General features: G+C 61.8%; 12 protein-coding genes. 8 read left to right on the forward strand and 4 right to left on the reverse strand.

The features are described from left to right. The first annotated feature begins 33 nt into the window (after positions 1-33). Complete coding sequence (locus CXR02_RS03820; protein WP_258060745.1) at positions 34-597, forward strand: DUF1016 N-terminal domain-containing protein; 564 nt, start codon at positions 34-36, stop codon at positions 595-597. Here the strand turns inward: CXR02_RS03820 and CXR02_RS03825 are convergent. Beyond that, a complete protein-coding gene (locus CXR02_RS03825; protein ID WP_104060798.1) occupies positions 584-1,321 on the reverse strand; it encodes a VOC family protein in 738 nt (245 codons plus the stop codon). The genes CXR02_RS03820 and CXR02_RS03825 overlap by 14 nt on opposite strands. A 191-nt stretch (positions 1,322-1,512) precedes the next feature. Between CXR02_RS03825 and CXR02_RS03830 the strand changes: the two genes are divergently transcribed. Further along, the gene (locus CXR02_RS03830; protein WP_104060799.1) at positions 1,513-2,727 is read left to right on the forward strand and encodes an aminotransferase class I/II-fold pyridoxal phosphate-dependent enzyme; all 1,215 of its coding nucleotides are present in this window, start codon (positions 1,513-1,515) and stop codon (positions 2,725-2,727) included. A gap of 33 nt (positions 2,728-2,760) precedes the next feature. Here the strand turns inward: CXR02_RS03830 and CXR02_RS03835 are convergent, their stop codons facing one another. Continuing rightward, entirely contained in the window at positions 2,761-3,048 is a 288-nt protein-coding gene (locus tag CXR02_RS03835; RefSeq protein WP_104060800.1) for a hypothetical protein, read from the reverse strand. A 137-nt stretch (positions 3,049-3,185) separates the two neighbouring features. Between CXR02_RS03835 and CXR02_RS22060 the strand changes: the two genes are divergently transcribed. From CXR02_RS22060 to CXR02_RS03865, 6 genes are all read left to right on the forward strand, one after another. Then, a complete protein-coding gene (locus CXR02_RS22060) occupies positions 3,186-3,380 on the forward strand; it encodes a hypothetical protein (RefSeq protein ID WP_146072467.1) in 195 nt (64 codons plus the stop codon). A 655-nt stretch (positions 3,381-4,035) separates the two neighbouring features. After that, positions 4,036-5,046: a LacI family DNA-binding transcriptional regulator gene (locus CXR02_RS03845; RefSeq protein ID WP_104060802.1), complete on the forward strand. Its 1,011-nt coding sequence runs from the start codon at positions 4,036-4,038 to the stop codon at positions 5,044-5,046. After that, on the forward strand, positions 5,043-6,017 hold the full coding sequence (locus CXR02_RS03850; RefSeq protein ID WP_104060803.1) for a sugar ABC transporter permease: 975 nt from the start codon (positions 5,043-5,045) through the stop codon (positions 6,015-6,017). Before CXR02_RS03845 ends, CXR02_RS03850 begins: the two co-directional genes overlap by 4 nt. Positions 6,018-6,024: 7 nt before the next feature. Further along, positions 6,025-6,984 (forward strand): carbohydrate ABC transporter permease, encoded by a 960-nt coding sequence (locus CXR02_RS03855; RefSeq protein ID WP_104060804.1) that lies wholly within the window; start codon positions 6,025-6,027, stop codon positions 6,982-6,984. A 61-nt stretch (positions 6,985-7,045) separates the two neighbouring features. Then, positions 7,046-8,653 (forward strand): ABC transporter substrate-binding protein, encoded by a 1,608-nt coding sequence (locus CXR02_RS03860; RefSeq protein WP_104060885.1) that lies wholly within the window; start codon positions 7,046-7,048, stop codon positions 8,651-8,653. A gap of 120 nt (positions 8,654-8,773) precedes the next feature. Further along, positions 8,774-10,285 carry a glycoside hydrolase family 32 protein gene (locus CXR02_RS03865; protein WP_104060886.1) on the forward strand — a complete coding sequence of 504 codons (1,512 nt, stop codon included), beginning with the start codon at positions 8,774-8,776 and terminating at the stop codon, positions 10,283-10,285. Between the two features lie 229 nt (positions 10,286-10,514). On the opposite strand, the gene nrdF is transcribed toward CXR02_RS03865, so the two are convergent. Together nrdF and nrdE are read right to left on the reverse strand one after the other, a co-directional pair. Then, positions 10,515-11,489, reverse strand: a complete 975-nt coding sequence (gene nrdF, locus CXR02_RS03870; RefSeq protein WP_024368367.1) for a class 1b ribonucleoside-diphosphate reductase subunit beta — start codon at positions 11,487-11,489, stop codon at positions 10,515-10,517. 96 nt (positions 11,490-11,585) lie between these two features. Continuing rightward, the gene (nrdE, locus tag CXR02_RS03875; protein ID WP_104060887.1) at positions 11,586-13,706 is read right to left on the reverse strand and encodes a class 1b ribonucleoside-diphosphate reductase subunit alpha; all 2,121 of its coding nucleotides are present in this window, start codon (positions 13,704-13,706) and stop codon (positions 11,586-11,588) included. Positions 13,707-13,720 lie beyond the last annotated feature (14 nt).

Raw genomic sequence — 13,720 nt, forward strand, 5'->3', positions numbered from 1 at the left:
CGCCTGCGGTTCGGTGAAAGGCGGCCGACGGCGGTGCGGCAGCAGGCGGCGCCTGGCGGCCGCCAGTGTGGCGGCTGCAGCCGTGGCTCACCGACATTACGACCTGGCCACCTGAACGACGCAGGTCAAGAAGGCTGGGGAACCCGAATCGTCGACCGGCTCTCAGCTGATCTCAAGCGGCAGTTTCCCGAAGCAATCGGATTCTCGCCGCGAAACCTGAAGTACATGCGGGCCTTCGCTGAAACATGGCCTCCCAAGGCAATTGTGCAAGCGCCGCTTGCACTATTGCCTTGGTACCACCACCTCGCGCTGATCCAAAAGCTCAACGACCCCGAAACACGGCTCTGGTACCCTGCTGCCGCCGTCGAGAATGGCTGGTCTCGCAACGTAATGGCACACCATATCGAGGCAAAACTCCACGAACGCTCCGGCAAGGAGATCACGAACTTCAAAGCGACATTGCCGCCGTCGGACTCGGATCTTGCCCAGCAATCATTCAAGGACCCATACGCCTTCGACTTCGTGTCCATGACAGGCAAGCGGAATGAGCGTGAGCGCCGGAATCACGATGCAAGGCTCTGCGTCAGCCCGGGGTGAGGACGCAGAACTCGTTGCCCTCCGGGTCGGCGAGGCACACCCATGACACATCGTCCTGGCCGACGTCGGCGTCGGTGGCGCCCAGAGCCCGCAGCCTGGCCACTTCTGCCGCTTGATCATCACCCGGGTACGGCATCACGTCGAGATGGACACGGTTCCACACCGTCTCCACTCCGGACGTGCGAAGTAGTTCCAGATACGGCCCGACGCCCTTGGCCGAACGCAGCCTCGCATGATCGTCGTTCACCTCGTGCACGGTCCAGTCCGTGGCCTCGCCCCAGAACCGGGCCAGGGCCCGCGGATCCGCGCAGTTGACCACCACCGTGGCGATCGGCCCGGTGTCCCGGTAGATCGGTCGCGGCTCCAGCACACAGAACACATTGCCCTCCGGGTCTGCCAGGACCGTCCACGGCACATCACCCTGGCCCACATCCGCGGGCGTCGCACCGAGCTCCACCAGGCGCGCCACCAGCTCCGCCTGATGGGCCAAGGACGTGGTGGCCAGATCGAGGTGCGCGCGGTACTTCACTGTCTCGGGGTCCGGGACGGTCACGACATCGACGCACACGGCGGTGGGGTCCGGCCATGCGAAGCCCACGGGTTCAACATTGGTCACTCCGGGTCCCTCGCTGGAAACACCCCAGCCGAGCGCCTCCGCCCAAAACCGGCCGAGCGCCGAGTCATCCCGAGCCTTGAAATTCACCTGAACAAGTCGCAGCGCCATAGCACCAGACCCTATACCCACGTAAATACCCGATACCGGAGGCACGCCCTGGTCCGGGTCATTATCGCGGAGTCTTTACTCCAATGCGTCGTCGAGCCAACAATGGCTCTTACTACGGCCTCCGCTGGCTTGGCAGGGCGCCGCCCATCCGACTGCCGCCCCACCGGGCTGCCCTACACAGGAGCGCTGACATGAACGATCCGACAGCCACATCCCAGACAACCTCGGCGGTATCTGATCGCGCTGCACGGCTGGCGTCGATCCCCTCCTTTCAGCGGGTTAACGCCTACATCCGGGAGTACAGTGCCCGCGGGCATGGGCAGGTGCCGGGCTGCGACTTCACCTTCGGCAATCCACACCAGATGCCGGCCGACCGCTATGTGAATACCCTGCGGGACGCTCTGGCTCCTCAGAATGATCAGTGGTTCGCCTACCAGACCAACGGCGAGGCCGGCCGGGCAGCGGCCGCTCAATCCCTTCACCGGCTGCTGGATGTGCCCTTCCGGACGGAGGATATTTACCTCACCACCGGTGGCTTCGCCGCCATCGCCCTTGCGCTGAAGACCGTCGCCGATCCCGGCGACGAGATCATTTACAGCCTGCCGCCCTGGTTCCTCTACGAGCCGCTGATCCTTGAAGCCGGGCTCGTACCGGTGAAGGTGAAAATCAACACAACCACGTTCGACCTGGACCTCGACGCGATCGAGGCCGCCATCACGGAACGCACCCGCGTAGTGATCGTCAACTCGCCTAACAATCCCACCGGGCGGATTTATCCCACCGAATTGCTGGTCCGGCTGGCCGAATTGATGGAGGCGGCCTCGGCGAGGATTGGACGGCGGATTTACCTCATCTCGGACGAAGCCTACAACCGGATCGTTTTCGACGGCTTGCGATTCCACAGCCCTCTGGAGTTCTACCCGCACACGCTCCTGGCCTACTCCTACGGCAAGACCCATCTCTCCCCAGGCGAGCGCGTCGGCTACCTGGCGTTGCCGCCCACCATGCCGCAGCGGGACGAGATGGAGCCGGCTATCACCGGCCTGCAGGTGGCGATGGGCTGGGTGTATCCGAACGCCCTGCTGCAGCACGCGCTTCCCGAACTGGAGAAGTTCACCATTGACGTCGGCCAGTTGCAGCGCCGCCGGGACCGTCTCGTCGATGTGCTCGGCGGCATGGGGTACCTCGTCCGGCGGCCGGAGGGCACGTTCTACCTGTATGTCACGTCCCCCATTTCGGACGACGAGGCGTTCGCCACCTCACTTGCCCGCCGGGATGTCTTCGTGTTGCCGGGCGTGCTGTTCGAGACGCCTGGCTTCTTCCGGATCTCCCTGACAGCCAACGAGGACATGATCGAACGCAGCTTGCCGGCATTCGAAGCGGCGATGAAGGAAAGCCGCCCGTGATTCACTCACAGTCGCCGCGCCGGGCGCAGGACGTCACCGGAGCCAAGCTGGGCGAGCTCGAGTCCCTTCTACGATGTTGCCGATGTCTGCCAGTGGCGATGTCCGGGCAACTTCGACTATGCCCCCGAGGACTGCCTGCATGGCTGACACGTGGCCGGCCGCAACCGCCACGTCAAGACTCTCGAAGAGTCGTTTATGCGTCTCGTGGCGCTCCTCGTAAGTCCGGTCCAGGTAGTACCGAAGGGTGTTCTCGGATGTCTTGATCCTTGCGACCCCGGTCTCCCGATATGTCTTGAGCTTCTCGCGTTTCTGATCAGTCATCCGTGGCCTCCGTGGTTGTATCGCGGTACCTAAACGTGAGTTGTTCAGTAGTCCCATCGAGGCTGTCGTGACGGCTGGCACGCTGATGATTTGTCCCACCGCCGTGACGAGGTAAAGGCGACAAGGAGCCGCATGGCGTGAAGCTTCCTGGTGGAGTCGAACGGCTCGGACTCGAGAACGTCAATCGCCTTCGTCGCCTGGGATACCAGATGGCTGAGGACCCCGTCCTGATCCCGCGCCCACTCCTGCACCCCGCGGTGGAGCTCGTCCTGCACATCGAGCGGCGCTATCGCGACGTCGACATTTCTTCGGTGCTCATCAGCCTGACTTAGTGCTTTGGTTCCATGGATCTTCACCGTGACACCGGCGCCGAGGAGACCCACACCCGCCCCTGCGACATTGAGCATGAGCCCGCCAAATTCCATGCCGCCACCGCCCGAAAACGTAGCTTCCGCCGCCGAAGAATGCCAGTATGGCCCGCTCCGCCGCGGCCCCGTTGAGGGTTTGATTCGGGTCCCGGTAGGTGGACGAAGCAAACGTGGGTGACTGCAGCGCGGATAAGTTGGACGCCAGCGGGTTCTTCATGGCTTACTGTGCCCCGGACGAAGGCGATACCGGTCCGCACGTCGCTTTACGACGATGCGACCGTAGTTAGGAGTCTGGGACTGAATGCGAGACCTAGTTTCGCAAGGACGCCGGGCACTGCCAGCACGCCCGAAGTACCCAATGACCTAGCTTCTCCCCTTACCAAGCCCACAGAGCCTCTTGTTGGCGCGACGTCGCCTTGCGGGAAACCCTGACCCCCGGAGGTTTTCAATGACGCACCCTAGCGGGTCTAAACGGAGGATTTATGTGGTTCGACTCGCCCTGTTGACCGCTGATGTGATGCGCGATACAGTTTACGAAGTTATACGAATAACCCACGAAAGCAACCGGCCCGAGGAGGTGCCCATCATGGCTGGATCACGGCCAAAGTCAGGACCGACAATGCACGACGTCGCTGCTGCTGCCGGCGTTTCACAGGCCACAGTGTCGCTGGTGCTGAATTCAGCCTCCGGATCGCGTTTCTCCGAGGATACACGCAAGCGCGTTCGGGACGCCGTGAACCGGCTCGGCTACCGTACTAACGCCCACGCTAAAGTCCTTCGCGAAGGTGTGGCCGGCATGATCGGGTTCATTGGCGATTCCGTGGCCACCACCCCTTTTGCGGGCGCCATCATCGAAGGCGCGCAGCAGCGGGCGTGGGAGGACGGACTCCTCCTGCTCTCGGTAAACACCGGTGGTGATAAGCAGCTCGAGGCCGCATCCTTGGACACCATGCTCTCCTATAAAGTCGCTGGCGTGGTCTACGCCGCCATGTATCACCGGCGGCTGGAAGTTCCGGAGGCCCTGGCGGGCGTCAGGTCCGTGGTGCTGAATTCGCAGGACCGGGCCGGGCTCGTCCCGAGCGTCGCCCCGGACGAGGTCAAAGGCGGGTACGCGGCCACGCGCCGACTGCTCGAGGCGGGCCACACCAGGGTGGGGATGATCAATATCGAAACCCTTGAAAGCGGCCTTCCTGCCGCCGTCGGCCGCTATGAGGGCTACTGTGCGGCACTTGAGGAAGCGGGGCTGGACGCTGATCCGTCGCTGGTCCGCTTCGGTCAAGGCGGTGAGGAGCATGGCTACAAGTACACGATGGAGCTTATGACCTCCAGCAACCCGCCCACCGCGATTTTCTGCGCGAACGACCGTGGCGCCTGGGGCGCCTACCAGGCCGTCTCGGACCTGCACCTCTCAATCCCCGGGGACGTGTCGATCGTGGGATTTGATAATCAGGCGACTCTGGCGCCGTTTCTTCGCCCGGGATTGACCACTTTTGAATTGCCGTTCGTCGCCATGGGCCGGCGCGCGGTTGACCTGATCCTCCAGGACGCGGAACCCGATGGCCGGGTCGAGCTCATGGACTGCCCTCTGATTGAACGGAATTCCGTGACTCACCCTAAGGAGATGCCATGAGCCGCACCATCCCTGCCCGACGCGGCCGTCCTGCTGCGGCGCCGTTGCCGCAACGAAGAATTTCTCTTTCGCTCCGCATGAAGAGGATTTCCCGTGCCTGGCAGTTATACGTATTACTAGCCCCCGCGATCGTCTACATCCTGGTCTTCAAGTACTGGCCGATGTACGGCGTGCAGATCGCGTTCAAGAACTACAACCCGGTGGACGGGTTCACGGACAGCCCCTGGGTGGGCCTGACGCACTTCATCAGGTTCGTGAACTCCTACCAGTTCGGCCAGGTGGTCGGTAACACCTTGTGGATTGCCGTCCTTGGCCTGTTGGTGGCCTTCCCGATTCCAATCATCCTGGCTTTGCTGGTCAACCAGCTCCAGAGCGAGAGATTCAAGAAGTTCACCCAGACCGTGTTGTATTCGCCCGCTTTCATCTCCACCGTGGTGGTGGTGGGCATCATGTTCGTGGTTCTGTCCCCGAGGTCTGGGCTGGTGAACAACGCCATCCAGCTGGGCGGCGGTGAGCCGATCTTCTTTATGGGTTCGGCGGAGTGGTTCCGCCCCATCTATGTCATCTCGGATGTCTGGCAGAACGCCGGATTCTCGATGATCGTGTACCTCGCGGCACTGGCCGCCATCGACCCGGCACTGCACGACGCGGCCAAGGTGGACGGCGCTTCCAAGCTCCAGCGCATCCGGCACATTGACCTCCCGGGCATCATGCCGGTGGTGACGATCCTGTTCATCCTGGCCATCGGCAACCTGCTCAACGTCGGCTTCGAGAAGGCACTGCTGATGCAGACGCCCCTGAATATCTCGACCTCGGAGATCATCCAGACCTACGTCTACCACGCGGGTCTGCAGCAGGCGCAGTTCAGCTACTCGGCCGCTATCGGCCTGTTCAACTCCCTCCTCAACCTGGCGCTGCTGCTCGTCTTCAACACGATTGCGCGCCGGGCCAACCAAGCGACCCTGTGGTGATGCCGAAATGTCTCTGACAACCAACCCCCGCACTACCGAGAACCGGAGCCGGCCCCTCAGCCAGGTCCGTCCCAAGCGAACCCTGCGCGACAAATACGGCGACCGTGCCTTTAACATTGGCGCCACCGCCGTCCTGCTGCTGTCCATCCTGGCCGTGGTGTACCCGCTGTACTTCATCGTCATCGCCTCCATCAGCGACCCGAACGCCGTGTACGAAGGCAAGGTCTGGCTCTTCCCCTCCGGAGTCACCACCGAAGGGTACGAACGGATCTTTGCCGACAGCCGGATCTGGAACGGTCTGGGCAACACGGTCATCTATACCGTGCTCGGCACCGCCGTCAGCGTCAGCACCATCCTGTGCGGCGCCTACGCACTGTCCCGCAAGGACATGCCCGGCCGGAAGATCCTGATGCTCCTGTTCGTGATCACCATGTTCTTCGACGGCGGACTCATCACCAAGTACCTCGTGGTCCGCGACCTGGGCATGCTGGACACCGTCTGGGCAGTGGTCCTGCCGGGAGCGGTTGGCGTGTGGAACCTGATCATCGCCAGGTCCTTCTTTGAACACACCATCCCCAACGAGCTGCGTGAAGCCGCGCAGATGGACGGGGCAACTGATTTCAAGTTCTTCTTCCAGATGGTGCTCCCGCTGTCCAAGCCGCTGATCATGCTCATGATCATGGTCCACGTCGTGGCTCAGTGGAACTCGTTCTTTGACGCCCTGATCTTCCTCAACGACGACTCCAAGTACCCGCTGCAGCTCGTCCTGCGCAACATCCTCATCCAGTCAGACGTCTCCTCCACCGGAACCACCGGCGGGGACATCGAATCCTATGCCGCCGCGCAACGGATAGCAGAGCTCACCAAGTACGCCATGATCGTCGTCTCGAGCCTGCCACTGATGATTGCCCTGCCATTCATGCAGAAGCACTTCACCAAGGGCGCCATGATCGGCGCCGTCAAATAGCTCCTCCCCGCACCTCAGTAACCTTCAGATGCATTACCCCCACCTCAGAATAGGAATGACCATGTCACTCAGCCGTAAATACGCCGCCCTCGGCGCCGTCCTGGCCGGAACATTGATGTTCACCGCCTGCTCCGGCGGCGGCTCAGGCACCACGGAGATCAAAGACGCCTCCGCGGACTTCGGCTTCCAGGAAACAGGCTTCCCCATCGTCAGCAAGCAACTCGACCTGACCTTCTCCGGCACCAAGGCCGCCCTGGCCCCGGACTACAACACCATGACCGTGGTCAAGGAATGGGAAAAAGCCACCAACATCCACATCAACTGGGAAAACCTGCCCGAAACGGTCTTCCAGGAAAAGAAGAACCTCATCCTGGCCAGCGGTGACCTGCCCGATGCTTTCTTCAACACCGGACTGACCGACGCCGAGATCGCCACCTACTCCGCCAGCGGCACCCTCATCCCGCTCGAAGGGCTCATCGAGAAGAACGCACCCAACCTCGCCAAGCTGCTCTCTGACCGGCAAGACATCAAGGCCGCCATCACTTCCTCGGACGGGCACATCTACTCCCTGCCATCGATCGAGGAACTCGGTCTGGTCCAGTTCCCCAACGAACTCGCCATCAACACGTCGTGGCTGAAAAAACTGAACATCCCGATGCCGAAGACCATCGATGAGTTCCACGATGCGCTGCTGGCCTTCAAGACCCAGGACGCCTCCGGGACCGGCAAAACAATACCGCTGAGCTTCATGCCCGGCTCCTGGTGCGGGGACATCGTTGACCTGATCGCCGCCCTCGGCGGAGTGCCGGACAACATGGACCACCGCATCGTCCAGGACGACAAAGTCATCTTCACCCCCACGCAGGACGGCTATAAAAAAGCCATTCAGACCCTGCATGAGTGGTACCAGGAAGGCCTGATCGATCCAGAGTCCTTCTCCCAGGATGATAAGGCGTACCTGGCCAAGGGCAAGGCGGCCACCGAAAACCTTGGCTCCTTCGTCTGGTGGGAAGTCCCCGAAATGGTCGGCGCGGACCGTGCCAACAACTACACCCTGGTCCCCGTGCTCGAAGGCGTGGACGGCAAACGGATCGCCAGCCAGTCCAACAACCAGGAAATCGCCCGCGGCGCCTTCGCCATCACCCGGACCAACAAATACCCGGCCGCGACCATGCGCTGGGCAGACAACCTCTATGACCCCATCCAGTCCGCCCAGGCCAACTGGGGGCCCATCGGTGAAACCCTTCAAAAGGACGCCAGCGGACTCCTGACCCAGATCCCAGCCCAGGCCGGGACGAGCGAAGGCGAACGCCGGCAGAAAGTCGCCCCGGGCGGCCCGAAGGCCAATACCGCCGATAACTTCACCACCGTCGTCGCTCCCGAACCACGCGCCGCCGAACGCCAGAAAACCGTCAACGAACTCTACAAGCCCTTCGCCGGCAACGACGGCTACCCACCGGTCGCCCTCTCCAACGAAGAACTGCAGCAGATCAGCACCATCCAGACCGACACCACCTCACTGGTCAAGCAGAACGTCGCCAAGTGGATCGTCTCCGGCGGCATCGAGCAGGAATGGGACGGCTACGTCTCCCAACTCAAGAACGTCGGCGTCGACAAAATGATCGAGGTCTACCAGCAGGCCTACGACCGCTACAAAAAGAACTCCTAGCTTCCAAAGCACGGGTGGGCCGGCGCTTCCGCATCGGCCCACCCGCCACCAGATCCACTTGCTGGTTTTTGGCCCAATTTTGCAAGAGTCCCAACCTGCAACGAAATGAGAATGACCTTCATGACTGCCGCGACCGCCACGACAGCCGACACTTTCCGCCCGGCCTTGCATTACTCAGCCCGGAACACCTGGCTCAATGACCCCAACGGCCTGATCCATCATGAAGGCGTCTACCACCTCTACTACCAGAGCAACCCGCTGGGCAACGTGTGGGGCAACATGTCCTGGGGCCACGCCACCTCGCCGGACCTGACCACCTGGACCGAACACCCCGTCGCCATCGCCTGCGACGAGGAGGAAGAAATCTTCTCCGGAAGCATCGTCTTCGACCGGGACAACACCAGCGGATTCGGCACCGACTCGGCTCCGCCCCTGGTCGCCGTCTACACCAGCGCCTTCAAACCCGGCTCCGAACACGCCGGCATCCAGGCCCAGTCCCTGGCCTACAGCCGCGACGGCGGCTACACCTGGACCAAACACGCCACCAACCCCGTCCTGAACCGCGGATCCGCCGAGTTCCGGGACCCCAAGGTCATGAAGTACGACGGCGGTGCCGGCAGCTACTGGGTCATGGTCGCCGTGGAAGCCACGGACTTCCAGGTGGTGCTGTACAAGTCCGAGGACCTGAAAAACTGGGAACTACTGAGCACCTTCGGCCCGGCCAATGCCACCGGAGGCGTCTGGGAATGCCCCGATCTCTTCCCCCTCCCCGTCGACGGGGACCCGGAGAACCTTCAGTGGGTCCTCACCGTAAACCTCAACCCCGGTGGCCCGAACAACGGCTCTGCCGGGCAGTACTTCATCGGCGACTTCGACGGGACCACGTTCACCTCGGCCACCACCGTGACCGAAGGCCTCCAGGACCCCGACCGGCTGGGCGAATACCAGTGGCTGGACTGGGGCCGGGACTACTACGCCGCAGTCTCCTTCACCGACGCCCCCGACAACCGCCGCCTTATGATCGCCTGGATGAACAACTGGGAATACGCCAACCAGATCCCCACCTCGCCCTGGCGCAGCCCCATGTCCCTGGTCCGCGAAGTATCCCTCCGCACTATTGACGGAAAAGCGCGGCTGATCCAAGAGGCCGCCGGAGATTTCGCCGCAGTGTCCAGTGCCGGACCGTCATTCAGCCTTGAACGGATGGAATTCTCCGACTGCACACGCGTGCTCGACGGGGCATCAGGCAGCGTCCAACGCATCGAGGTCACCTTTATCCCCTGGACCGTCGAAGAATTCGGGATCATCGTTCGTGGGAACGGCGCCCACGGAACCCGCGTCGGTATCCGGCCGGCACACGGTACCCTCCATGTCGACCGCCGGACATCAGGGAACACCAGCTTCCATGAATCCTTCCCGTCCATCGACACAGCCCCCATCAGCGCGATCGACGGTTCCTACCGGCTCACTATCTTCGTGGACCGCTGCTCCGTTGAAGTCTTCGCCCAGGAAGGCCAACTCACCATTACGGAACTGATCTTCCCGGCACCCACCAGCACTGACGTCGCCATCTACGCCCTCGGCGGCACAGTCACCGTAGACAGCCTGAACATCACCCACTACGCCGCCTGATAGGGAGTCTTCGTCGCAGCAGCATCTAGCACGCTCGGGCTTAGTTGCGAGTCTCGCAACTAAGCCCGAGCGGCAGTATCGCCAACTAGCCCGGCTGCGCCAAGTGCGTCGGCACCATCTCGCCTCCGATGTCACAGTCGGGAACAAAAGTCCAACTTAAAGGCAACAGCCCCGCACAAATATGTGTGCGGGGCTGTGGCGGGTTTGTTGGGTACGAACAAAGGAGGAACTAGAAGTCCCAGTCATCATCCTCGGTATTGACGGCCTTGCCGATGACATACGAAGAACCCGATCCGGAGAAGAAGTCGTGGTTCTCGTCGGCGTTCGGTGACAGTGCCGAGAGGATGGCCGGGTTCACGTCGGTGACGGAAGCCGGGAACATGGCCTCGTAGCCCAGGTTCATCAGTGCTTTGTTGGCGTTGTAGTGCAGGAACTTCTTGACGTCCTCGGCCAGGCCAACGGAGTCGTAGAGGTCGTGCGTGTACTGGACTTCGTTCTCGTAGAGCTCGAAGAGCAGCTCGAACGTGTAGTCCTTGATCTCCTGCTTGCGCTCCTCGGAGAGACCTTCCAGGCCCTTCTGGAACTTGTAGCCGATGTAGTAGCCGTGGACGGCTTCGTCGCGGATGATCAGGCGGATCAGGTCAGCCGTGTTCGTCAGCTTGGCCCGTGAGGACCAGTACATCGGCAGGTAGAAGCCCGAGTAGAACAGGAAGGACTCCAGCAGCGTGGAGGCCACCTTGCGCTTCAGCGGATCGTCGCCCTGGTAGTAGTCCATGACGATCTGGGCCTTCTTCTGAAGGTTCACGTTCTCAGTGGACCAGCGGAATGCCTCGTCGATCTCCTTGGTGGAGGCCAGCGTGGAGAAGATCGAGGAGTAGCTCTTGGCGTGCACGGACTCCATGAACGCAATGTTCGTGTAGACGGCTTCCTCGTGCGGGGTGATCGCGTCCGGAATCAAAGACACAGCGCCGACGGTGCCCTGGATGGTGTCCAGCAGGGTCAGGCCCGTGAACACGCGCATGGTGAGCTGCTGCTCGTCCGGGGTCAGCGTGGCCCACGACTGCACGTCATTCGAGAGCGGGATCTTCTCGGGCAGCCAGAAGTTGTTGACCAGACGGTTCCAGACGTCTACGTCCTTGTCGTCCTGGATGCGGTTCCAGTTGATCGCTTCGACGTGGCTAAGCAGCTTGACCTTCTCGGTCATGTCATCCCCTAAAAGTTGGGTTGTTCTTTGAAGTTAAGCGTACGACGGCGGGCGGGCGCCCGCCGTCGTACTGTCCAGATTTAGTTGAAGCTCCAACTACAGCATGCAAGAAACACAGTTGTCCACCTCAGTTCCCTCCAGCGCGAGCTGGCGGAGACGGATGTAGTAGATGGTCTTGATGCCCTTCTTCCAGGCGTAGATCTGGGCCCGGTTGATGTCGCGCGTGGTGGCGGTGTCCTTGAAGAACAGCGTCAGGGACAGGCCCTGGTCCACGTGCTGCGTCGCGGCGGCGTACGTGTCGATGACCTTCTCGTAGCCGAGCTCGTACGCGTCCTGGTAGTACTCCAGGTTGTCGTTCGTCAGGTACGGCGCCGGGTAGTACACGCGGCCCAGCTTGCCTTCCTTGCGGATCTCAATCTTAGACGCCACCGGGTGGATCGAGGAGGTGGAGTTGTTGATGTAGGAGATCGAGCCCGTCGGCGGGACAGCCTGCAGGTTCTGGTTGTAGATGCCGTGCTCCATAACGGAGGCCTTCAGCGCGCGCCAGTCTTCCTGGGTGGGGATGTGGATGTTCTTGAACAGCTCCGCGACCTTCTCGGTCTGCGGGACCCATTCCTGGTCCGTGTACTTGTCGAAGAACGCGCCCGACGCGTACTTGGACTTCTCGAAGCCGCCGAAGGTCTGCCCGGTCTGGATGGACAGCAGGTTGGAGGCGCGGACCGCGTGGTACACCACCGAGTAGAAGTAGATGTTGGTGAAGTCCAGGCCCTCTTCGGAACCGTAGTGGACCCGCTCACGGGCCAGGTAGCCGTGCAGGTTCATCTGGCCCAGGCCGATGGCGTGGGACTGGTCGTTGCCGCGGGCGATGGACGGCACCGAGGTGATGTTGGACATGTCCGAGACCGCCGAGAGGGACCGGATGGCCGTCTCGATGGTCAGGCCGAAGTCCGGGCTGTCCATGGCCTTGGCGATGTTCAGCGAACCCAGGTTGCAGGAGATGTCCTTGCCGGTCTGGTCGTAGGACAGGTCATCGTGGTACGTGGTGGGCTGCGAAACCTGGAGGATCTCCGAGCACAGGTTGGACATGATGATCTTGCCGTCGATCGGGTTTTCCCGGTTCACGGTGTCCTCGAACATGATGTACGGGTAACCGGATTCGAACTGGATCTCGGCGAGGGTCTGGAAGAACTCGCGCGCCTTGATCTTGGTCTTCTTGATCCGGGAATCGTCCACCATCTCGTAGTACTTCTCGGTGACCGAGACGTCGGAGAACGGCATGCCGTAGACGCGCTCGACGTCGTACGGGGAGAACAGGTACATGTCCTCGTCCTTCTTGGCCAGCTCGAACGTGATGTCCGGGATGACAACGCCCAGCGAGAGGGTTTTGATGCGGATCTTCTCATCCGCGTTCTCGCGCTTGGTGTCCAGGAAGCGGTAGATGTCCGGGTGGTGCGCGTGCAGGTACACCGCACCGGCACCCTGGCGGGCACCGAGCTGGTTGGCGTAGGAGAAGCTGTCCTCGAGGAGCTTCATCACGGGGATGACGCCGGAGGACTGGTTCTCGATCTGCTTGATCGGGGCGCCCACTTCGCGGATGTTGGTCAGCGCGAACGCCACACCGCCGCCGCGCTTGGACAGCTGCAGCGCCGAGTTGATGGACCGGCCGATCGACTCCATGTTGTCTTCGATGCGGAGCAGGAAGCAGGAGACCAGCTCGCCGCGCTGCTTCTTGCCGGCGTTCAGGAACGTGGGGGTGGCCGGCTGGAAGCGGCCCTCGATGATCTCGTCCACCATCTGCAGGGCGAGCTTTTCGTCGCCGCGGGCCAGGTGCAGGGCCACCATGCAGACGCGGTCCTCGTAGCGCTCCAGGAAGCGGTTGCCGTCGAACGTCTTCAGTGTGTAGGACGTGTAGAACTTGAACGCGCCCAGGAAGGTTTCGAAGCGGAACTTCTTTTTGTACGCGCGGTTGTAGAGCTCGCGGATGAAGTTCATCGTGTACTGGTCAAGGGTTTCGCGCTCGTAGTACTGGTTCTTCACCAGGTAGTCGAGCTTCTCTTCCAGGTCATGGAAAAAGACGGTGTTGTTGTTCACGTGCTGCAGGAAGTACTGGTGTGCAGCCTCGCGGTCGGCCTCGAACTGGATCTCTCCGTTGGGGCCGTACAGGTTCAGCATGGCGTTGAGCTCGTGATAACCCAGCCCCTTATAGGCGGCCGGCATCTCGGGCTTTTCGA

The organism is Arthrobacter sp. 4R501 (assembly GCF_002929755.1).
In the GTDB taxonomy this organism is placed as follows: Bacteria; Actinomycetota; Actinomycetes; order Actinomycetales; family Micrococcaceae; genus Arthrobacter.